15 protein-coding genes and 1 pseudogene are annotated in these 20991 nt (G+C 67.3%); 11 read left to right on the forward strand and 5 right to left on the reverse strand.

All coding sequences use genetic code 11. The features are described from left to right. Position 1 precedes the first annotated feature (1 nt). The 3 genes from htrA to sigE form a co-directional block, all read right to left on the reverse strand. Positions 2 to 1516, reverse strand: coding sequence for a serine protease HtrA (htrA, locus tag MB901379_RS17760; RefSeq protein WP_158017819.1), 1515 nt, complete (start codon positions 1514 to 1516; stop codon positions 2 to 4). A 170-nt stretch (positions 1517 to 1686) separates the two neighbouring features. Beyond that, entirely contained in the window at positions 1687 to 2091 is a 405-nt protein-coding gene (gene rseA / locus MB901379_RS17765; RefSeq protein WP_162334405.1) for an anti-sigma E factor RseA, read from the reverse strand. A 173-nt stretch (positions 2092 to 2264) separates the two neighbouring features. Further along, positions 2265 to 3056 (reverse strand): RNA polymerase sigma factor SigE, encoded by a 792-nt coding sequence (sigE, locus tag MB901379_RS17770; RefSeq protein WP_408632302.1) that lies wholly within the window; start codon positions 3054 to 3056, stop codon positions 2265 to 2267. 245 nt (positions 3057 to 3301) lie between these two features. Here sigE and MB901379_RS17775 point away from each other — a divergent pair, with 245 nt between their 5' ends. After that, complete coding sequence (locus tag MB901379_RS17775; protein WP_158017822.1) at positions 3302 to 3976, forward strand: O-methyltransferase; 675 nt, start codon at positions 3302 to 3304, stop codon at positions 3974 to 3976. 186 nt (positions 3977 to 4162) lie between these two features. Here MB901379_RS17775 and MB901379_RS17780 read toward each other — a convergent pair whose 3' ends face one another. Further along, on the reverse strand, positions 4163 to 6835 hold the full coding sequence (locus MB901379_RS17780) for a helix-turn-helix transcriptional regulator (RefSeq protein ID WP_158017823.1): 2673 nt from the start codon (positions 6833 to 6835) through the stop codon (positions 4163 to 4165). A gap of 309 nt (positions 6836 to 7144) precedes the next feature. On the opposite strand from MB901379_RS17780, the gene MB901379_RS17785 reads away from it, so the two are divergent. The 9 genes and pseudogenes from MB901379_RS17785 to MB901379_RS25095 all read left to right on the forward strand — a co-directional run bounded on the left by MB901379_RS17785 (position 7145) and on the right by MB901379_RS25095 (position 18388). After that, positions 7145 to 7387, forward strand: a complete 243-nt coding sequence (locus MB901379_RS17785) for a hypothetical protein (RefSeq protein WP_158017824.1) — start codon at positions 7145 to 7147, stop codon at positions 7385 to 7387. A gap of 342 nt (positions 7388 to 7729) precedes the next feature. Further along, positions 7730 to 11908, forward strand: a complete 4179-nt coding sequence (locus MB901379_RS24070; RefSeq protein WP_174237041.1) for a PE family protein — start codon at positions 7730 to 7732, stop codon at positions 11906 to 11908. Positions 11909 to 12028: 120 nt separating this feature from the next. After that, entirely contained in the window at positions 12029 to 12667 is a 639-nt protein-coding gene (locus MB901379_RS17795) for a TetR/AcrR family transcriptional regulator (protein ID WP_158017825.1), read from the forward strand. After that, positions 12657 to 13604: an ABC transporter ATP-binding protein gene (locus MB901379_RS17800; RefSeq protein WP_158017826.1), complete on the forward strand. Its 948-nt coding sequence runs from the start codon at positions 12657 to 12659 to the stop codon at positions 13602 to 13604. Before MB901379_RS17795 ends, MB901379_RS17800 begins: the two co-directional genes overlap by 11 nt. Beyond that, positions 13601 to 15247: an ABC transporter permease gene (locus MB901379_RS17805; protein ID WP_158017827.1), complete on the forward strand. Its 1647-nt coding sequence runs from the start codon at positions 13601 to 13603 to the stop codon at positions 15245 to 15247. The genes MB901379_RS17800 and MB901379_RS17805 overlap by 4 nt, the downstream gene beginning before the upstream one ends. Positions 15248 to 15302: 55 nt before the next feature. Further along, a complete protein-coding gene (locus tag MB901379_RS17810; RefSeq protein ID WP_408632390.1) occupies positions 15303 to 15971 on the forward strand; it encodes a methyltransferase family protein in 669 nt (222 codons plus the stop codon). Between the two features lie 55 nt (positions 15972 to 16026). Then, entirely contained in the window at positions 16027 to 17715 is a 1689-nt protein-coding gene (locus MB901379_RS17815) for a CocE/NonD family hydrolase (protein WP_158017829.1), read from the forward strand. A gap of 41 nt (positions 17716 to 17756) precedes the next feature. Then, a pseudogene (locus MB901379_RS25210) lies at positions 17757 to 17852 on the forward strand (PGRS repeat-containing protein); the annotation flags it as partial. A gap of 89 nt (positions 17853 to 17941) precedes the next feature. Next, the gene (locus tag MB901379_RS25095; RefSeq protein WP_174236955.1) at positions 17942 to 18388 is read left to right on the forward strand and encodes a hypothetical protein; all 447 of its coding nucleotides are present in this window, start codon (positions 17942 to 17944) and stop codon (positions 18386 to 18388) included. Here MB901379_RS25095 and glgC read toward each other — a convergent pair. Continuing rightward, positions 18385 to 19599, reverse strand: coding sequence for a glucose-1-phosphate adenylyltransferase (gene glgC / locus MB901379_RS17825; protein ID WP_158017830.1), 1215 nt, complete (start codon positions 19597 to 19599; stop codon positions 18385 to 18387). The genes MB901379_RS25095 and glgC overlap by 4 nt on opposite strands. A 208-nt stretch (positions 19600 to 19807) precedes the next feature. On the opposite strand from glgC, the gene glgA reads away from it, so the two are divergent. After that, positions 19808 to 20971, forward strand: a complete 1164-nt coding sequence (gene glgA, locus MB901379_RS17830; RefSeq protein ID WP_158017831.1) for a glycogen synthase — start codon at positions 19808 to 19810, stop codon at positions 20969 to 20971. Positions 20972 to 20991: the final 20 nt, after the last annotated feature.

The following is a 20991-nucleotide window of genomic DNA, read 5'->3' on the forward strand; positions in this document are numbered from 1 at the left end:
CCTAGGTGGTGTCAGGGTCGGGTTTGACGATCAACGTGACATGCCGGCCATCGCGGACCACCTCAACCGGGGCGTCCTGACCGATGGTCAACTGGCGCACGGCAACGACGAACTCGTCAGAGTCGGCGACGGTGCGGTTCCCGATCTTCACTATCACGTCGTTTTCCAGGATGCCGCCTTTCTGCGCGGGACTTCCCGCTTTAACATTGGCCACCTGCGCACCAGAGGCGATCGCATTGCTCACCGAACGGGTGGTGATCCCGATCGTCGGGTGCACGATCTTGCCGTCCTTGATCAGCGTTTCCGCGACGAATTTCATCTCGTTGACCGGTATCGCGAAACCCAACCCGCTAGCACTGTCCGACAGCGACTTGCCGGCGGTGTTGATACCGATCACCTGGGCATCCATGTCAATCAGCGGGCCACCGGAGTTCCCGTGGTTGATCGAGGCGTCGGTCTGAATGGCGTCGATGACGGTGTCGGTGTCAGAGCCCTCACCCGACAACGGGACGGGGCGGTGCAGTGCGCTGACGATGCCCTGCGTCACGGTGCTGCGCAACCCGAGCGGTGCACCGACCGCGAGCACCTCATCACCAACGCGGACCTTGTCGGAGTTGCCTAGCCGGGCCACGGTCAGGTTGTCCACATTGTCGACCTTGACCACCGCCAGATCGGTTTTGGGGTCGCGGCCCACCAGGCTGGCGGGCACTTCCTTGCCGTCGTTGAACACCACGGTCGTCTTGAACTGGCTGGGATTGTTGGCGGCCTCAGAAATCACGTGGTTGTTGGTGACGATGTAGCCCCGACCGTCCACGATCACGCCGGAACCCTGCATGCCTTCTTGGTCGCTCTTCGACTCGATGGTCACGACCGAGTCAGCGACCGCGGCCGCTACCTTGGTGAACCGACCCGCCGGCTCCTCGGCATTCCCGCTGGTCGACAAGGTCACCTTCGATGTTGTGAAGGCCTCGACCACCTCGGCCGTCTTGCGACCGATCACACCGCCGATGGCGCCGATCACCAGGGCGATCGACAGCAGGATGCTCAGCGCGACGTAGGAAACCTTGCCGCCGAACAGCACGTCGCGCACCCCAAGCTTGCCGGTTTGGCCCAACCCGCTGGGGGGTGGCGGCGGAGCTATGGCCGGGGTGCCCAGCGCCGCACCGGCCGCGGGATCACGCCACGGATCATCGGCGTCCTCCAGCTGGCCGTCGCTCTTCTCGTCGGCTAGCGCGCCGGCATCGATGGGGTGGCGCTGCAGCGAATCAACCCCGCCGATGGGACGGCTGAACGCCTCTTCCAACACGGGGTCGGCCGGTTGATCGTGCGGGCTGAAGTCAGACTGATCGCGATACTTCTCCGGGCGCACCCGCTCGGCAACAAACGAACCTTGAAGCCCCGATGGACGCCCGAACGCTTGACGCGATGCGGGATCGACCGGTGGCCGGGAGATGGGACGCGGCGCCAGCCGGGGGCCGCCGTCTTGGCCACTGTTATTGCCTTGGTCGGAGATCACGTGATCCTCTTCTGGAGATCTTCTCGAGCGTTGGTAGACAGGAGCTAATACGGGCCGCCCGATGGGCGCGGCATCGTCGTGTCCACCCTAGTATCCATGGATCCCGGTCGGTCGGCATGAACCGCGCGCAGCACCACTCGGCCCTGGACGCAGGCAGACGGTTGTCAAAGCTAGGGATGCTTCCGCTGACCACGGGCCTCGCGCTCGGCGAAGGGGTCGGCCAGCGGCGACGTGTCCTGAGTCGGTTCCGATGCGGGGCAATGCGGAATCTCCGACAGCGCCCCGAGCAACGTGCTGGGGATACGGATCGGATGAGAGTCGCGCAACGCGGCGCGCGCGCGGCTGTGGTCGTCGACTTCGGCCGCGCATTGCGGGCACAACGACAAGTGATGCGCGGCCCGCAAGTGCGCGTTCATCCTCAGCTCACCGTCGACAAACGCGGCGATGGCCTCGAGAGAGAGGTGCTCGGTCGAGCGGAAGCGACGTGGCGCACCGACCGGTGCATCACTCTGCGATGCGAATTGAGCGGGGAGCCACGAGAACGCGCGCCGAAACACATGTCCCCGGTCGGCCATCACCAGCTCCTTTCCTGCCATTACGCGCCATCGGCATTTCGCGCCATCGACTATGTCGAATGTAGCGCGCACCCGCGCCTGCCAACCATCATTGATGGCCAAAACTCCAGGATTTGGGACCAGCTGGCAACCGTGTAGTGGCCAAACCGATGATCGAGTGCGCAGTGCGTCGCTTAGCTGGCCGTCCCGACTGGCCGGCTACCCAACTCGCTGTGTTCGGGATGTGCGGCAAGGTAATCCCGCAGCGCCTGGCGTCCCCGGTGTATCCGGCTACGCACGGTGCCGAGCTTCACGCCCAGGGTCGCGCCGATCTCTTCGTACGAGAGACCTTCGATGTCGCACAAGACGACCGCGGCGCGAAACTCCGGCGGCAACGAATCCAGGGCTGCCTGCAAGTCTGGCCCGAGTCGTGAGTCGTGGTAGATCTGCTCCGGGTTGGGGTCGTCGGCGGGTACCCGATCGTAATCGTCAGGCAACGCTTCCATCCGGATGCGGGCCCGCCGCCGGACCATGTCCAGAAACAGGTTGGTGGTGATGCGGTGCAGCCAGCCCTCGAACGTTCCGGGCTGATAATTCTGGACGGACCGGAAAACCCTGATAAAGGTTTCTTGGGTCAGGTCCTCGGCGTCGTGTTGGTTGCCGGAAAGACGGTAGGCCAGCCGATACACCCGATCGGCGTGCTGACGCACCAACTCGTCCCATGACGGCATGGTGGCCTTGTCCCCGGTCGCATCGAATACCGCCGTACCGAGCAATCCCTCGGACGGTTCCACCCACTCGTCGTCGCGGACCAGTTGGGGGTGAGACATTTTTGTCGCGGTTGTCGCGGTTGTCGCGGTTGTCGCGGTTGTCGCGGTTGTCGCGCCTGATGTGGTGATGTTCACTTCCTCCGGATTTTCCCTGCCCTCGAGTCTCCACAGTTCGTCACCGGCGGCAACGCGGAGTTGCCAATCTGTATTCCCCACCCAGCGTCCGCCGCCTTCCATACCGATACCGTCGCGTATGGGCGTGTGGGCGGCATATGAGCAAACTGAGCTTTAGCTGAGAAACCATTCCGTAACCTTGCTCTGCCTGCGCTTTCGGGTTGGCGGTGAAATTCATCGAGCCGTAGGTTCCGGGCGTGTCGGCCAGGCTCACATGGCCTTGGCTTGGGTCCTGGTGACGGGCGCGCCTGCCCGCCTACGTCGCCGACCCGACATACGCTGCGGTCATGGACGGCACCGATAACAGCGCGGTCACCCCCGGCCGGCAGGCCCCCAGTCGAGCCGAATTATTGTCCGCGCACGCCGAGGGTTCGATCTCCGAAGACGCGATCCTGGCCCAAGCCCGCGATCGCGCCGTCGACATCGGCGTTGGGGCGATTACACCCGCGGTGGGTGCGCTGTTGAGCATGCTCGCCAAGCTCAGCGGCGGCAAGGCAGTTGCGGAGGTCGGGACCGGCGCCGGCGTCAGCGGTCTGTGGTTGCTATCCGGGATGAGCGATGACGGCGTACTGACCACGATCGACATCGAGCCCGAGCACCTGCGGGTGGCCAAGCGGGCGTTCACCGAGGCCGGTATCGGGCCATCGCGCAGCAGGCTGATCGGCGGCCGTGCTCAAGAAGTGCTGACCCGACTCGCCGACGAATCCTATGATCTGGTCTTCGTCGACGCTGACCCGATCGACCAGCCGGACTATGTGGTCGAGGGTGTGCGGTTGCTGCGCTCTGGCGGGGTCATTGTGGTGCATCGGGCCGCGCTCGGTGGGCGGGCCGGCGATCCGGCGGCCCGCGATGCCGAGGTGACCGCGGTGCGGGAGGCGGCGCGCCTGATCGCCGAAGACGAACGCCTCACCCCCGCCCTGGTGCCGCTGGGCGACGGGGTGCTGGCCGCGGTGCGGGACTGAGGGCGAGAATCGGCTAGTAGTGGAGTTTCGGCGGCGTTCGGTTGACGGGCGCATCGACGGATGGCTCGCCCTCGCGGCCAACGGGCGCACCCCCGGCGGAGAGATCGCGGAGTTCGACGTCGCGCGTCTCACGGCCCACAGCACCAGCCGGTGATCCGCACCAGCGCCACATCGAAGCCGAACCCATCAATCATCGAACTCCTGGACAAGCTTGGCCAATTCTGCTCGGCTGGCGATCCCGGCCTTGAAGGTAGCGCGGTAAATATGGCCTTCCACAGTGCGAACCGACAGCGACAGGATCTCCGCGATCGCCCGGTTGGTCAGGCCCTTCGACACCAGTAGCGCGATCTCCCGTTGACGGTGGCTGAACGGGAACGCGATTTTTGCCCCAGCGAGCGCCGGACTGGCCGCGCCGCCACAACGTTTGGACAAGCCCTCAGCGCGAGCGCCGGCGGTGAGGGCGCTGCCGCGCCGGCCGGCGACTCGGTAGGCCGATGACGCATGGGCTGCCGCGTCCGCTGCAGCGAGCAGATCTCCCATCATCTCGAAGTCCGCTGCTACAGCTTCCAGTTCTGCCGCGGCGTCGTCGCTGAGCGCTTTCGCATACCGAGCAGCGATCGGGGCACGGGGCCCTTCGACAACAGTGGCCAACTCAGCCAGCCGGTCTGCGACAGTGGTGTCGTGGAACTGCGCCGAGGTTTGCAGGCAGAAGACTTCGCTGGCCAGCTGGCCGTGCTCGCGTGCGAACGTTGCCGCCCGGGAGGCGATGTCGCGCGCGCGTTCCATTTGCCCCTGCGCCGCTGCCACCCAGGCCTGGGCCAGCAGATATGTGGCCTCGATGTACAACAGATGGGGTCGGCGAACTTCGGCCGCAGTCTCGAGCGCGCACACCGCGTCCTGGACACATCCCGATCGCGCCAGCGCCGCGGTGTAGTGCACCTGGTACCGATAGGTGTGGCCCATGATCAGCCCGAATTGCCCCAACTTGAGTTGACCGGGGTGCAACCGTCGACGTGCCACCGCCAGGTCCCCGCTAGCCAGCGCCACCGCCCCGATGGTTGCCGAGCAAAGGGTTCGCGCGACAGGCGCCATGCCCAGGCAGCGGCGGTACGCCTGTCGGGCCACCTCAGTGGCCCCGGCGAGGTCTCCAGCGAGCACCAGCACATGGGTGTGCAGTTTGGCGAGATTAGCCACATTGAATCCGTCGCGCGCGTCGTCGAGAATCCTCCAGGACCGTGCCGCCTCCCGACGCGCCTGACTGAGGTGTCCGCACTCTCCATGTGCGAGCGTGCGCATCCCAAGGCAGATGACGGCGCCATATGGGTCAAGTTGCGCGGGATCAGCGGCGTATAGCGCAGCGATCGCTTGCGTTGGGTTGGCGGTGAACCCGAGGTGGAAACCGCGCAACGTGTTGAGCTGGTGCGCACGGATGCCGGTCGAACCCTGCAACGCTCGCTCGATCAGTCGCAAAGCTTCTTCCGGCTGAGCGAACCCGAACAGGAGGTTCATGGTCATCAGGCTGAAATCGTCGAGGAAGTCCGTGCCGCGCAGCTCATCGGGGCGGATCCGACCCAATTCGTCATGCGCATCGCCAACTCTGCCCAACAGGAATAGGCAGTAGGCGAGTTGCAACTTGGCGCCGATACCACCGCCCGCGTCGACGGCGGCGCGCGAGCACCGGTGGGCGAACTCGATATCCAGTTGCCCCAAGGCGGCCGCCGCAGCTGCCGACAACACACCAGCGTCAGGCGGCAGATCCGATTCGAGCCAGAGAAGCCCTAGTTGGGCGGGATCAACCGGGGCGGTGTTGTCCGGGCTGGTCATCGCCGCGGCAAGGCGCCCGCGCAAACGACTCTGCCGCAACGGGCCGCATTGAGCCAGGCTGATGGCGGAATGCATCGGGTGTGCGAGCAGGATGACGTCGGGCGCTGAATCGTCGGCACGGATCAACCCCAGACGCTCCGCCTGCGCCGACGCCTCGTGGTCAGTGAGCGAAGTGAGCACGGATCGGCCAACAGATCCCGCGACCGCGACCAGATCGACGACCTCCTGCACCGATTCCGTGAGAGCACCGAATTGCATCCGCACCAAATCACGCAACGACGGCGACACGGTGGGAGGCGCGCGCAGGACCCACATGCCACGGTCCTGGACAAGGTTGCCGATGGCGCGTTCCTGCTCGATCACGTGAGCCAGGTACGCGGGATTACCGCGGGTGAAATCCCAAAGCCGCTCGGTGCAATCGTCGCTAACCTGTCCGCCCAATGAGCTCCGAAGTAAATCGGAGCTTTCCGATTCGGATAGCGGCGGTAAATCGACGCGATAAAGGACCCCTTCTTTCCATGGCGTCATCACCGCGTCGAGCACGGGCGCGCCGGCGCGGACCGTGATAAGTACTTTGGCCTGCCGCTGCTGGAGCAGGCTGTACACGACAAAAGCCGACAGGTTGTCGAGCAGATGCGCATCGTCGATGCTGATCAATACCGGCGCCGACGCGCTGGCAGCAGTCATCGCCGAAACCAGCTGTTGGGCCGCGTCGTGCGGATTGGCATGACTCCCGGTCGACCATGTAGTGAAGGCGCCCAAGGCGATTGACTGCGCGGTGATACTCGCGGTGACTCGGTGGACAACCCAACCCTGTGCTTCGGACGCTGCGGCCGCTTCCTCAGCAAGCCTCGTTTTGCCGACCCCAGGATCACCAAAGATCAGGACGCCTCGGCTGTCGTCCATGCCGAGCGCCTCAGCAATTACCCGAAGTTCCTTGCCCCGACCAATTAAGGGGCCGCGGACCACCACATAATGAATGTAGATTCTGTTATCAATTCCCGCGCGCCGTTCGGGCCCACATTTTCTGCCCATGGAGTTTGCGCCGTTCTGCTCACTGAGAAATGCCGCAGAAGGCAATCATGGAGGCGGGACCCACGTTCCAACAGGGTCGGCGGGCCGTGTTGTTGAGGCCACTTCCCTGCTGCCGGCGATGGCGAATCAGTGACACCGACCCGCCCGGCAGTCGGCGCCTCGGGTGATGCACATGGGGTAGTTCGTTGCATGTCGACAGCGCGGGATGAGGTAGTCGACTACGGGCCCCTGCATGCGCTCGTAGGTTGACGATTCGGTCGTCGGAAGTTTCTACATGCGGGGGTCGGCCTCGCGTCATGGGGGCCGCTGATGGCATCTTTTGTGACCGCTGGTGTGGGCGTGCGCGCGCCCGCGGCAGCGGACTTAGGCGGGATAGAGGCGATTGGCTCCGCCACCGCGGCCACCGCACCGGCGACGCAGGTGATCGCCGCGGGCGGCAGTGCCGGCACCGGCTCGCCGGGCATCACCCCCGGCGCCGGCGGCAGCCCCGCAGGAAACCCGAGAGGCATTCCCGCCGAGGGTGCCGACGGTGTCGGCGGCCACACCTCGTGAGCCCCGCACAAGCGGGTCGTTCGCGCAGACCCTCGCACGTGACCGCGGCACAGTGCCTCGGTGCCAGGGGGCTGCGAAACGCGTCGCACCGCGGTCGGCCCTTACCCAGCCAGGTCATCGATGCAACGCGCAAACGCTGCTGCGTAGGTATCGGTGCCACGGCACCGGATCGCCGCTCTGCAGGACCTGGCATCCGCCTCGCCCAAGCTAGCCCGGCCAGTGCCTCAGGGGGCACGCCGCTACCGCGCGCCGCCAGCTGGCCAAAAGGGCGGAATGTCACCACGAGTCAGAGACAACAACCGGCGGCCGCTCCCGCGTCGGCCACCAGTTAGGAGAACAGTGATGTCGTTTGTGGTCACGACACCAGAGATCTTGTCGGCGGCAGCCATCGATTTGGCCCGCAGCGGCCTGGGTATCAGCGCAGCCAATGCTGCCGCTGCGGCCGCCACGACGCAGGTCCGGGCAGCAGCGTTGGACGAGGTGTCGGTCGCGATCTCGACCCTGTTTGGCGACTACGGTCGGGCGTACCAGGCCCTCAGTGGGCATGTCGCAGCGTTTCACGCCGAGTTTGTCGCGCGGCTGGGCGCCGCCGCCGCCTCCTATGCCAGCACCGAAGCCGCCCTCGAGCAGCGGCTACTCAGCACCCTCAATGCCCACACCGAGACGCTGCTAGGCCGCCCACTGATCGGCGACGGGGCCGACGGAACCGCCAGCCACCCCGACGGCGGACCCGGTGGGTTGCTCTACGGCAATGGCGGGAACGGCTACTCCCAGACCGGAGCCGGCCGCGCCGGAGGTAACGGTGGTGCCGCCGGGCTCATCGGCACCGGCGGCGCCGGCGGCAACAGCGGCACCGGCGCCCACGCAGGGGCAGGCGGCAACGGCGGATGGCTTTACGGCACCGGCGGCGCCGGCGGCAACGTCGGTACCGGCGGCATCGCCGGCAACGGCGGAGCCGCAGGACTCATCGGCACCGGCGGCGCCGGCGGCAACAGCGGCACCGGCGCCCACGCAGGGGCGGGCGGCCACGGCGGATGGCTTTACGGCACCGGCGGCGCCGGCGGCAACGTCGGTACCGGCGGCATCGCCGGCAACGGCGGAGCCGCAGGACTCATCGGCACCGGCGGCGCGGGCGGCACCGGTACCGGAAGCGGAGTCGCCGGCAATGGCGGCCACGGCGGATGGCTCTATGGCACGGGCGGCGCCGGCGGCTCGAATGCCGGGCAGGCTGGTGGCGATGGCGGCACGGGCGGGGCGGCGGGGCTATTTGGCCACGGCGGTCCCGGCGGAACCGGCGCTGGCGGTGCGCCGGGGCAAGCCGGAGGGGATGGAGGCGCCGGCGGCGCGGGTGGATGGCTCGGCGGCAACGGCGGGACGGGCGGTAGCGGCGGCCTGGGCGGGGACGGCGCGAACGGCATCGCCGCCGGGACAGGTGGAAATGGCGGCGCCGGCGGCCCGGGCCGGGCGCTGCTGGGCTGGTCCGGCGGGGCAGGCGGGGTTGGTGGAGCCGGCGGGGCCGGAGTGGATGCAGGTCCAGGCGCGGTGGACATGGGGGGCATCGGTGCCACCGGCGGCGCCGGCGGCACCGGTGGTATGGGCGGTGTCGGTGGGGTTTCCCGCGCGCTGCTGTTCGGTTCCGGTGGCGCCGGTGGTATCGGCGGCCAAGGCGGTGTAGGCGGCACGGGCGGCGACGGTCTCACGCAGATGGGTCTCGACGGAGGTCGCGGTGGTACGGGTGGGACCGGGGGGAATGCCGGCGCGGGTGGCGCCGGCGGCTCCGCCGGCTTCTTGGGAACAACCGGCCATGCGGGCGCGGCCGGCACCGGTGGTAGCGGCGGCGCTGGCGGCACTGGCGGCGATGGCGGTGGGGCGGGCCCGAGCGGTGCCGGTCTCAGGGGCGGTGAAGGCGGCCAGGGCGGCCAAGGCGGCAACACGGGCACGGGCGGTGTCAACGGCTCCGGCGGGCGAGGCGGCACCGGCGGCATCGGCGGAGAAGGTGCAGCAGGCAATCCCACATCCAACCTCCATGGTGAAGACGGCGGGGCCGGCGGGGCCGGCGGCGACGGCGGCGGGGGCGGCGCAACGGGCACTGGCGGAGTCGGTGGCGCTGGCGGGTTCGGCGGCACCGGCGGGATCGGTGGCGCCGGTGGCATGGGTAGCCGCGGCGCCGACTCAACTTTTGGCGGCGCTGCGGGCGGTAGCGGCGGTAACGGTGGTGCCGGTGGGGCCGGCGGGGCGGGCGGCACGGGCGGGGCTGCGCTAAGCACTTCAAGCGTTCAAGGCGTCGGTGGCGCCGGCGGCGGCGGCGGGGCCGGCGGCATCGCGGGTGACGGCGGAGACGGCTCCAACGGCGACATGAATGTCAATAACGGGACCGGGGGCCGCGGCGGCGACGGCGGAAACTCCGGTGCCGGCGGTGCGGGCGGCCAAGGCGGGGCCGGCTCCACCCACGGCGCTAGCGGCGCCGACGGCGCCTCCCCCACCAGCGGTGGCAACGGCGGCAACGGCGGCCGAGGCGCTGATGGCCAGCCCGTGCTGGGTGCCGGCATCCCAGGTAGTAACGGCGGCGCCGGCGGCAACGGCGGCAACGGCGGGTCGGTCGGCAACGGCGGCAACGGCGGCGATGGCGGCACCGGCGGCACCGGCGCCCCGGGTCTGGGCGGCTTCGGCGGCGGTGGCACCGGTTCCGTTGGCGGCGACGGCGGCACCGGCGGCACCGGAGGAGCCGGCGGAGCCGGCGGCATAAACGCCGGCAATGGCGGAGCCGGCGGCACCGGCGGGGCCGGCGGGATCGGCGGCAACGGCGGGGCCGGCGGGTTCGGCCTAGCTTTCGGCAATCCAGGCGCCGACGGCGGCAACGGCGGCAACGGCGGCTCCGGCGGCAACGGCGGCACCGGCGGCACCGGCGGAGCGGGTGGCGCCGCGTTGGCGGACTCCGGCCAAACCGGCGCCCAAGGCGCCGGTGGCGTTGGCGGCAGGGGTGGTACCGGCGGCATCGGGGGCAACGGCGCCGACGGCTCCAACGGCGACATGACTGTCAACAACGGGACCGGAGGCCGCGGCGGCGACGGCGGAAACCCCGGGGCCGGCGGTGCGGGCGGCCAAGGCGGGGCCGGCTCCACCCACGGCGCTAGCGGCGCCGACGGCGCCTCCCCCACCAGCGGTGGCAACGGCGGCAACGGCGGCCGAGGCGCCGATGCCACCGGCCTTGGGCAGGTCGGCGGTACCGGCGGGGCCGGCGGCAACGGCGGGTCGGTCGGCAACGGCGGCAACGGCGGCGACGGCGGCACCGGGGGAACCGGCGGCAAGGGCACCGACACCATCAGCCCAAGCCAGGACGGCGGCACCGGCGAAACCGGGGGGACGGGCGGTGTCGGCGGCGCCGGCGGCAACGGAGGCAGTAGTGCAGGCAACGGGGGCAACGGCGGCAACGGCGGCACCGGCGGGGTGGGTGGCGCCGGGGGTACCGGTGCTCGGGGACTAGACGGGCTATTCGGGTCCGGCGCTAACGGCGGCAACGGCGGCAACGGCGGGACCGGCGGGGCCGGCGGAACCGGCGGAACCGGAGGCGCCGGTGGGGCGGCGTTGTCGCCCTCCGGCCAAGACGGCGCCCAGGGAGGTGGGGGCAACGGCGGCAACGGCGGCGCCGGCGGCGGGCCGGGTGACGGCGGCAACGGCGCCGATGGCGCTAGCTTCTTCGGCAAGGGCGGCAACGGCGGCAACGGCGGCAACGGCGGAGACCCCGGGGCCGGGGGCGCCGGCGGCCAGGGCGGGGCGGGCTCCACCCAAGGTGCGCACGGCGCGGACGGTGCCTTCCCCTCCAACGTCATCGCCGGCCGCGGCGGCAACGGCGGCAATGGCGGCGACGCCGCAAGCCCCGGCCAAGCCGGCGGTGACGGCGGGGCGGGCGGCAACGGCGGGAGAATAGGCAGCGCCGGTGCGGGTGGCAACGGCGGCAACGGCGGCAACGGTACCGACGGCGGCAACGGCAACAGTGGCACATTGACAACGGGACCCACCACCGGCGGCACCGGGGGCGACGGGGGTCCGGGAGGCAATGGCGGCGCAGGTGGATTTACCGGGGCTGACTACCCCTTCGCACCCAACTATCAAGGTCGAGGTGGCAACGGCGGAAATGGTGGGGCCGGCGGCAACGGCGGCACCGGCGGCTCCGGCAGCAGCGGGCTCAGCGGCGGCATGGGTGCCACTGGGGGTAGCGGAGGAAATGGCGGCGCGGGCGGTGACGCCGGCGCCTCGGGCATCGGCCAAACCAGTCACGGCGGCAACGGAGGTAGCGGCGGCAACGGAGGCATGGGCGGTGACGGTGGCAGTGGGACTTTCGGTCTAGGTCAAGGTGGCCCCGGCGGACCCGGCGGAAACGGCGGTGACGGCGGTGACGGCAAAATCGCCGGTTCCGGAGGTTCCGCCGGTAGCGGTGGTATCGGCGGCCTGCAGAACACTGGCACCAGGGCCCCCACCGGCACAACCGGTGCCCCCGGAGCTCCGGGTGAGCAGGTTTGACATGGCGGATTCGCGGGGGCGCCCGACCCACTGACACGTCGCGTCGGGTCTTCTGACGGACCCTCGAGGGATGCCAAGTCGCCTTGACGCCCATTTGAACGTGCGTTTAGGATGCTGAACATGCGTTCAGCCGATCTGACCGCGACAGCACGGATCCGCGACGCCGCGATCGAGCAGTTCGGCCAGCACGGCTTCGGCGTCGGAATTCGCGCGATCGCCGAAGCCGCGGCAGTGAGCCCCGCGTTGGTCATCCACCACTTCGCCTCCAAGGAGGGCCTGCGCAAAGCCTGCGACGACTACGTCGCCGAACAAATCCGCACCAGCAAGTCTGAGACACTGCAGTCTCACGATCCGGCCACCTGGTTCGCACAGCTAGCCGAGATCGAGTCCTATGCACCGCTAATGGCCTATCTGGTGCGCAGCATGCAGGACGGCGGAGAGCTGGCAAGGATGTTGTGGCGCAAGATGATCGACAACGCCGAAGAGTACATGGAGGAAGGGGTGCGGGCCGGCACCATAAGACCCAGCCGAGATCCGCGCGCCAGGTCTCGGTACCTGGCGATGACCGGAGGCGGTGGGTTTCTGCTCTACCTGCAAATGCATGAAACCCCAACGGATCTCCGCACGGTGCTACGCGACTATTCACGCGACATGGTGCTGCCCGCGCTCGAAGTATTCACCGAAGGACTGCTGGTCGACCGCACCATGTACGAGGCATTTCTAGCGGAAGGGAACCAAGGAGAATCGCATGCCAGCTAGCAGCCACCAGGCACCCATCGAAATTCGCGGTCTGACCAAGAACTTCGGCGCGGTGCGCGCGCTCGACGGCCTCGACCTGACGGTCCGCGAAGGGGAGGTGCACGGCTTCCTGGGACCTAATGGCGCCGGCAAGTCGACGACGCTACGCATTCTGTTGGGTTTGGTGAAGGCCGACAGCGGAAGCGTGCGCCTACTGGGCGGTGACCCATGGTCAAATGCCGTTCAATTACACCGCCAGATCGCTTATGTACCAGGCGATGTCACATTGTGGCCATCGCTCACCGGGGGTGAAATCATCGACCTCCTGGCCCGCATGCGGGGCGGTATCGACAATGCTCGCCGTGCGGAGCTGATCGATCGGTTCGACCTCGACCCACACAAGAAGGCGCGCACCTACTCGAAAGGCAACCGCCAAAAGGTCTCGCTGATCTCGGCATTCTCATCGCGAGCCGGCCTGCTGTTGCTGGACGAGCCCAGCAGCGGCTTGGACCCGTTGATGGAAAACGTGTTTCAGCAGTGTGTCGCGGAAGCGAGCAAGCGAGGTGTGACGGTGCTGCTGTCCAGTCACATTCTGGCCGAAACCGAGGCCCTGTGCGAACGGGTGACCATTATCCGGGCCGGCAGAACCGTCGAGAGCGGCTCGCTGGAGTCCATGCGCCACCTCAGCCGCACCTCGATCAAGGCCGAAATGGTCGGTGACCCGGGAGATCTAACCAGGATCAAGGGAGTCGAGGATGTGAGTATCGACGGCAGCACACTGCGTGCACAGGTCGACGGCGAAAGCCTCGGTGAGCTGATCCGGGCGCTGGGTGATGCCGGAGTGCGTAGCCTGGTCAGCCAACCACCCACGCTGGAAGACCTTTTCTTGCGCCACTATCGAATCGGCCCCGACGTCGAAGCCGGCGACCGCGACGAGACGGGGGTCGCGGCGGTATGAACACCACGGTCCTAGATCGCCCCAGCCCCGGAGCACACCATGCGCCGCAACGCGGTTCAAGCTTTGCCGGCACTCTCGGGTTGGTGCGCTTGTACCTGCGCCGCGACCGGTTGGGGTTACCACTGTGGGTGCTGTTGCTCTCGGTGCCGCTGGCTACCGTGTACATCGGCAGCATCGAAACGGTCTACCCCACCCAGACCGACCGTGCCGGACTGGCGGCCTCCATCATGGCCAGTCCGGCCCAGCGGGCGCTCTACGGGCAGGTCTACAACGACAGCCTCGGCGCGGTCGGAATCTGGAAAGCCGGGATGTTTCACACGTTGCTGGCGATTGCGGTGATCCTCACGACGATCCGCCACACCCGTGCCGATGAGGAAACCGGCCGTGGGGAATTGATTGACTCAACCGCCGTCGGACGCTATGCCAATCTCACCGCAGCACTGTTGCTGTCTTTCGGTGCGTCGGTCGCCACCGGCGTGATCGGGGCCGCGGGCCTGCTCACAGCCAACGTCGCCCCAGCCGGGTCGCTCGCGTTCGGTGCGGCGCTGACCGGCTCCGGTCTGGTCTTCACCGCGGTAGCCGCGGTGGCCGCGCAACTGTCGCCGAGCGCCCGGGTCTCCCGCGGCTGGGCGTTCGCCGCGCTGAGCACCGCGTTCGTGCTGCGTGCCGTGGGCGACGCCGGATCCGGCGCACTGTCGTGGTTGTCCCCCTTGGGGTGGTCGCTTCAGGTGCGCCCCTACGCGGGCGATCGCTGGTGGGTGCTGCTGCTGCACCTGGCCGCGACGGCGCTGCTCACCGTGCTCGCGTATCGCTTGCGCGCCAGGCGCGATGTCGGTGCCGGCCTGATCGCCGAACGCGCCGGTCCCGGTAGCGCCGCGCCCTCACTGGGCAATGTGTTCGGATTGGCATGGCGCCTCGACCGCGGCGCACTGTTGTTGTGGACAGTCGGCCTGTGCCTCTATGGCCTGCTGATGGGCAGCGTGGCGCACGGCATCGGCGACCAGCTGGGCGACAACGCCGCGGTGCGTGAGATTGTGACGCGGATGGGCGGCACCAACACACTCGAGCAGGCCTTTCTCGCACTGGCTTTCACCATGATTGGCATGGTCGCCGCCGCATTCGCCATTTCACTGACCTTAAGAGTGCATCAAGAAGAGTCCGCCCAGCGCGCCGAGCCGACCTTGGCCGGCGCGGTTTCCCGAATTCGTTGGTTGTTCAGCCATTTGGGTGCAGCGCTGATCGGGTCGGCAATCGCGCTGTTGGTCGCCGGAGCGGCAGCCGGGCTGCTCTACGGCATTTCGACCGGCGATATCGGCAACAAACTATCCACCGTTGTCGGGAGCGCCGCCGCTCAGCTGCCCGCGGTCTGGCTATTGGCCGCCGTCACAGCGGCATTGTTCGGCCTGGCACCGCGATTCACGTCGCTGGCGTGGGGCGTGCTGGTCGGGTTCATCGCGTTGTACCTGATCGGCTCCTTGGCCGGATTCCCGCAATGGTTGCTCGACCTGGAGCCATTCGCCCATGTTCCGCGTGTCGGCGGTGGGGACTTCACCGTTGTACCGTTGCTGTGGCTGCTGGGTATCGATGCCGCACTGATCATTTTGGGCGCCATGGCGTTCCGGCGACGTGATCTGCGTTGCTAGGGCGGCCACAGGCAACGGTCTTCCCATACTTGGAAGGTGGACTCGCATCGTGCACCTGGCTCTTCGAGCACTGTTCTCCGGAGTTTTCGGATTTTTCCTTCTCGCCCTAGTCCTGTTCATTCCGGCAGGAACGTTCGATTATTGGCAGGCATGGGTTTTCATCGCAGTATTTGTCGTTGCGACACTCGTCCCGACCAGCTACCTGGCCAGGACGAACCCGGAAGCGCTGCGGCGCCGTATGCGTGCGGGTCCGCGGGCGGAAAGCAGAATAGTTCAGAAATTCATCATCATTGCCGCGTTCGTTGTGCTTTTCGCGATGATGGTGTTCAGCGCGGTGGACTATCGACTGGGCTGGTCGTCGGTTCCGGCGCCAGTCTGTCTGCTGGGCGACGCGCTGGTGGCCACCGGGCTCGGTGTTGCCATGCTGGTCGTCGTCCAAAATCCCTATGCGGCTGCCACCGTTACCGTTGAGGGCGGCCAACCCGTGGTCTCGAGTGGTCTTTACCGCTTTGTGCGGCACCCGATGTACACCGGCAATGTGCTCATGATGTTGGGCATGCCATTGGCGTTGGGCTCCTACTGGGGGCTGCTGTTCCTGATCCCGGGAATAGGTGTGCTGATCTACCGCATTGCCGACGAGGAGAAATTGCTGATCCAGGAACTGGCCGGCTACCGCGAATATCTGGAGCGGGTCCGCTATCGGTTGATTCCCTATGCGTGGTAGCTACTAGCACCTTCCGGGGTATGGACGGCACGCGAAACGCGACTAAGGTATGCGCGTGACCCGAAACCCGGCACCCTTCTTGGATCGGCCTTGGCGCCGACCCGGCGCCGCACGCTATGCGCTTGGACGCGTTCGCAGTATCGTCAAGCCGCCGATCAGGGTTACCGAGCCGCCGGCCGACGTCGTCGTCGACCGTGACGTCGATGTCATTGTCCGCGATGGAACGGTGTTGCGGGTCAATGTCTTCCGGCCTGCCAACGACACCCCCCGGCCTGTCATCGTGAGCGTCCATCCCTACGGAAAGGACAAACTCCCGTCCCGGCGACTAAGGCGGTGGACGTTCTCGCCCCAATTCCGGGTACTGCGCCAATCCCAACCGGTCACCTTCTCCGCTCTGACCGGCTGGGAGGCGCCGGACCCGGCCTGGTGGACCACACACGGGTTCAACGTGGTCAATGCCGATGCGCGTGGCTGCGGCCACTCGAATGGCACCGGCAAGCTCCTCTCGCACCAGGAGGCCGAGGACACCTACGACCTGGTGCAGTGGGCGGCTGAGCAGCCGTGGAGCGACGGACGGGTGGTCATGTTGGGAGTTTCATATCTGGCCCTGACCCAATATGCCGTGGCCGCCCTGCAACCACCGGCGCTGCGGGCCATCTGCCCATGGGAAGGATTTACCGACGCCTACCGCGACTGGACCATGCCGGGCGGGATTCGGGAGTCGGGCTTCGCCCGCTTCTGGTCACGAGTCCTGAAACATCGCACAAGGCAGACCTACGTATTCGAGCCGATGCAAGAGGCACACCCGTTGCGCGATGAATTCTGGCGCTCGCTGGTACCGGATCTGGCGGCAATCAAGGTTCCCATGCTGGTTTGTGGCAGCTTTTCGGACAACAACCTGCACAGCCGCGGCTCGTTCCGGGCATTTACCCACGGTGGGTCCGGCCACGCCCGGCTCTACACACACCGCGGCGGCAAGTGGGCAACGTTTTACTCCGAGCCCGCGCTTGCCGAGCAGCTGCAGTTTTTCCGCGCCGCGTTGGACGGGGCACCCGCAACCCGCAGCGTGCGCATCGAGGTCCGCGAGGACCGCGACACCGTCGTCGCCGTGCGCGAAGAAAGCCAGTGGCCGCTGGCGCGCACCCAGTGGCGACACATTTATCTCGCCGCGCCCGGGGTGCTGTCAAGCGAGGCACCGCCGAAGGCCGGCAGCATCACATTCGAAACTCATTCTCGTGCAGCATCATTCAGCTGGACCATCCCAGAGGACATCGAGCTGACCGGCCCGATGACCGCCCGGCTGTGGGTGCAGCTGGATGGCTGTGCGGACGCGAATCTTTTTGTCGGCGTAGAGAAGTGGCGCGAGGAGCAGTTTGTCCCATTCGAAGGTTCCTACGGCTGGGGTCGCGACCGGGTAACCACTGGCTGGCAGCGGGTCTCACTACGCGAACTGGACCCCAAGCACTCCCAGCCATGGGAGCCCGTCCCAGCATACGAGCGGCCGCTGCCCGTCGCTGCGGGCCAGGTGGTCCCCGTCGACGTCGCCCTGGGTCCATCGGCGACGCTGTTTCGCGCCGGCGAACAGTTGCGGCTTGTGGTCGGCGGACGCTGGTTGTCCCCACGCAATCCACTCTTTGGTCAGTTCCCAGCCGCCTACGCCGACCCGCCGCGCGGTCTGGTGACGCTGCGCTGGGGCCCGCGCTACGACGCACATCTGCTGATCCCGGAGATACCGGTTAGTTAGCCGGGCGGCATCGGCGCCGTCAAGCCGGTGGAGCCGGCGGATTGCTCTACGGCAACGGCGGCAGCGGCGGAACCAGCACCACCGCCGGCGTAGCCGGCGGTGCGGGCGGAGCCGCGGGGTTGATCGACAACGGCGGGGCCGGCGGTAACGGTGGCGCCGGTGCCGTCGGTGGCACTGGCGGCGCCGGCGGGCGGCTCTTCGGCAATGGCCTGGACAGCAACGCCCCTTGGCCGACCGCGAGCATCCGCCCATCTATGACGGCGGCCACGGCGGCAACGGTGGAGCCGCCGGCAATGGCGGGGTGCTGTTCGGCAATGGCGGCGACGGCGGCGGCATGGGTGGCAGCGGCGGAAACGGTCTGCCCGCGACAGGAGTCGGCGGGGCGGGCGGTGTCGGCGGCGACGGCGGTTTCGGTGGATCAGGCATTCAAAACGGGCCCGGCGGCGACGCCGGCAGCGGCGGCGATGCCCGATTGATCGGCGATGGCGGCGACGCCGGCAGCGGCGGCACCGGCGCACCCCCGGCACCGATGGGCACAGCGGCGCCGGTGGGCTGCTGTTCGGGACGCTCGGGACCTGAGCCAGCGGACCCCCATCGCGAGCAGACACAGAATCGCCCCGTCAAGTACGAAAATGGGCGATTCTGTGTCTGCTCGCGCGGCTTAGAGACCTAGACCCAAACGCCCTTTCCGACCGCCACCACACCGCCGGCGCTGATGGCGAACCGTTCCCTGTCCTTGTCCAGGTCCACGCCGACCATTTCGCCGGGCCCGACCACCACGTTCTTGTCCAAAATCGCGTGTCGTACCACCGCGCCCCGGCCGACCCGGGTCCCCGGCATGATCACGCTGCCCTCAACGATTGCGCCGTCGTCGACGACCACGTTGGACGACAAGACCGAGTTGCGCACCGACGCCGCCGAAATGATGCTGCCGGCACCAACCACCGATTCCTGCGCCGAACCGCCGTTAACAAATTTCGCCGGCGCCAGGTTCTCCGACTCCCCGCGAATCGGCCAGCGCTTGTTATACAGGTTGAATACCGGATGTACCGACACCAAATCCATATGAGCGTCGTAAAACGCGTCCAGCGTCCCAACATCGCGCCAGTAAGCGCGATCACGATCGGTGGCCCCCGGTACCTCGTTGTCGGAAAAGTCGTACACCGCGGCCATCCCGTCTGCCACCAGTCGCGGAATGATATCCCCACCCATGTCGTGATCGGAGTGGTCGTCGTCGGCGTCGGCGCGGATGGCGTCGATCAGCACCTTGGTGGTGAACACGTAGTTGCCCATCGAAACGAAGGTGGCGGCGGGATCGTCGGGCGTTCCGGGCGGTTCCAGCGGCTTCTCAACGAAGCTGCGGATAGCGCCGGAGTCGTCGGCATCAATGCAACCGAACGAGCTCGCATCCGTCCGCGGAACCCGGATACCGGCCACAGTCGCACCGGCCCCACTGTCGATGTGGAACCGGACCATTTGCTCGGGATCCATCCGGTACACGTGATCGGCACCGAAAACCACTATGTAGTCCGGGTCTTCGTCGTAAATCAGATTGAGGGATTGATAGATCGCGTCGGCCGAACCGGTGTACCAGCGCGGGCCCAACCGTTGCTGCGCCGGGACCGGAGTGATGTACTCACCGGCCAACCCCGACAAACGCCAATTCTGAGAAATGTGGCGGTCTAGTGAATGCGACTTGTATTGGGTGAGAACGCAGATCCTCAGGTACCGGGCATTGACCAGATTGGAGAGCACGAAATCGATGAGCCGGTATGCGCCCCCGAAGGGAACCGCCGGTTTGGCCCGGTCCGCGGTCAAGGGATAAAGTCGCTTGCCCTCACCGCCGGCCAAAACGACGCCGAGCACGTGTGGGATTTCCCTCATGGCGTCAAACCTATCGGCAGCCGCGAACCCCTGCCAACGCAATCCCGTCGAGCCGCCATTCTGACGGGCTTTCCATCAAGGTGTTTGGCAACTTCGCGGGGGCCGCGGCCAGGCAACAAGGCCCGTTGTCCGTTTCTATCGCATGGACCGGATCCCCGGTGTCGGCCCGGCATGCGCAGCGCACAGTCGCCGCACTACCGTGCGGGGTATGCGGGTGGCGATGTTGACACGGGAGTACCCACCGGACGTCTATGGCGGAGCCGGGGTACACGTCACCGAACTGGTGTCCCAGTTGCGCCGACTGTGCGCGGTCGACGTGCACTGCATGGGTGCATCGCGCCCCGGCGCCATCGCCCATCAGCCCGATCCACGGCTACATAACGCCAACGCGGCACTGTCCACCTTGTCGGCGGACCTGGTGATGGCCAATGCCGTCAATGCCGCCACCGTTGTCCATTCGCACACTTGGTATACCGGCCTGGCGGGGCACCTGGCCGCGCTGTTGTACGACATCCCGCATGTGTTGACCGCACACTCACTTGAACCGATGCGGCCGTGGAAAGCCGAACAACTTGGCGGCGGCTATCAGATCTCGTCCTGGGTGGAAAAGAGCGCCGTCCTGGCCGCCGACGCGGTCATTGCGGTCAGCTCCGGCATGCGTGAGGACATCCTGCGCGTTTACCCGGCCCTGGATCCGGGTGTGGTACACGTGATCCGGAACGGGATCGACACCGAGGTGTGGTATCCGGCCGGACCGGTGCGTACCGGGTCGGTGCTCGAGGAACTCGGCGTCGACCGGAACCGGCCAATAGTGGCTTTCGTCGGGCGGATCACCCGGCAAAAAGGAGTTCCGCATTTGGTGGCAGCCGCACACCAGTTCAGCCCCGACATTCAGTTGGTGCTGTGCGCAGGCGCCCCCGACACCGCGGAGATCGCCGACGAAGTGCGGTCCGCGGTAGCCCAATTGGCCCGCACACGCACCGGCGTATTCTGGGTCCGCGACATACTCCCCATTGGAAAATTACGCGAAATACTCTCGGCGGCAACAGTTTTCGCATGCGCGTCGATTTACGAGCCGTTGGGCATCGTCAATCTCGAGGCGATGGCCTGCGCGACCGCGGTGGTGGCCTCCGACGTCGGTGGGATACCTGAAGTCGTCACCGACGGGGTCACCGGTTCGCTGGTGCATTACGACCCCAATGACCCGAACGGCTACCAAGCCCGATTGGCCGAGACGGTCAATGCCATTGTTGCCGACCCGGCCACAGCGGAACGCTACGGCCAGGCCGGACGCCAGCGCTGTATCGAGGAATTCTCGTGGGCGCACATCGCCGAGCAGACACTAGACATCTATCGGGAGGTGTGCCAGTGACGCACCACTCGGGGATGACC

Origin of the sequence: Mycobacterium basiliense (assembly GCF_900292015.1) — a bacterium.
Taxonomy (GTDB): Bacteria; Actinomycetota; Actinomycetes; order Mycobacteriales; family Mycobacteriaceae; genus Mycobacterium; species Mycobacterium basiliense.

Bases quoted from the DNA above. Each gene is read 5' to 3' on its own strand.
- rseA (WP_162334405.1), bottom strand. From the start codon at position 2,091: ATGGCCGACCGGGGACATGTGTTTCGGCGCGCGTTCTCGTGGCTCCCC.
- MB901379_RS17775 (WP_158017822.1), top strand. From the start codon at position 3,302: ATGGACGGCACCGATAACAGCGCGGTCACCCCCGGCCGGCAGGCCCCC.
- MB901379_RS17780 (WP_158017823.1), bottom strand. From the start codon at position 6,835: ATGGGCAGAAAATGTGGGCCCGAACGGCGCGCGGGAATTGATAACAGA.
- MB901379_RS17785 (WP_158017824.1), top strand. From the start codon at position 7,145: ATGGCATCTTTTGTGACCGCTGGTGTGGGCGTGCGCGCGCCCGCGGCA.
- MB901379_RS24070 (WP_174237041.1), top strand. From the start codon at position 7,730: ATGTCGTTTGTGGTCACGACACCAGAGATCTTGTCGGCGGCAGCCATC.
- MB901379_RS17795 (WP_158017825.1), top strand. From the start codon at position 12,029: ATGCGTTCAGCCGATCTGACCGCGACAGCACGGATCCGCGACGCCGCG.
- MB901379_RS17800 (WP_158017826.1), top strand. From the start codon at position 12,657: ATGCCAGCTAGCAGCCACCAGGCACCCATCGAAATTCGCGGTCTGACC.
- MB901379_RS17805 (WP_158017827.1), top strand. From the start codon at position 13,601: ATGAACACCACGGTCCTAGATCGCCCCAGCCCCGGAGCACACCATGCG.
- glgC (WP_158017830.1), bottom strand. From the start codon at position 19,599: ATGAGGGAAATCCCACACGTGCTCGGCGTCGTTTTGGCCGGCGGTGAG.
- glgA (WP_158017831.1), top strand. From the start codon at position 19,808: ATGCGGGTGGCGATGTTGACACGGGAGTACCCACCGGACGTCTATGGC.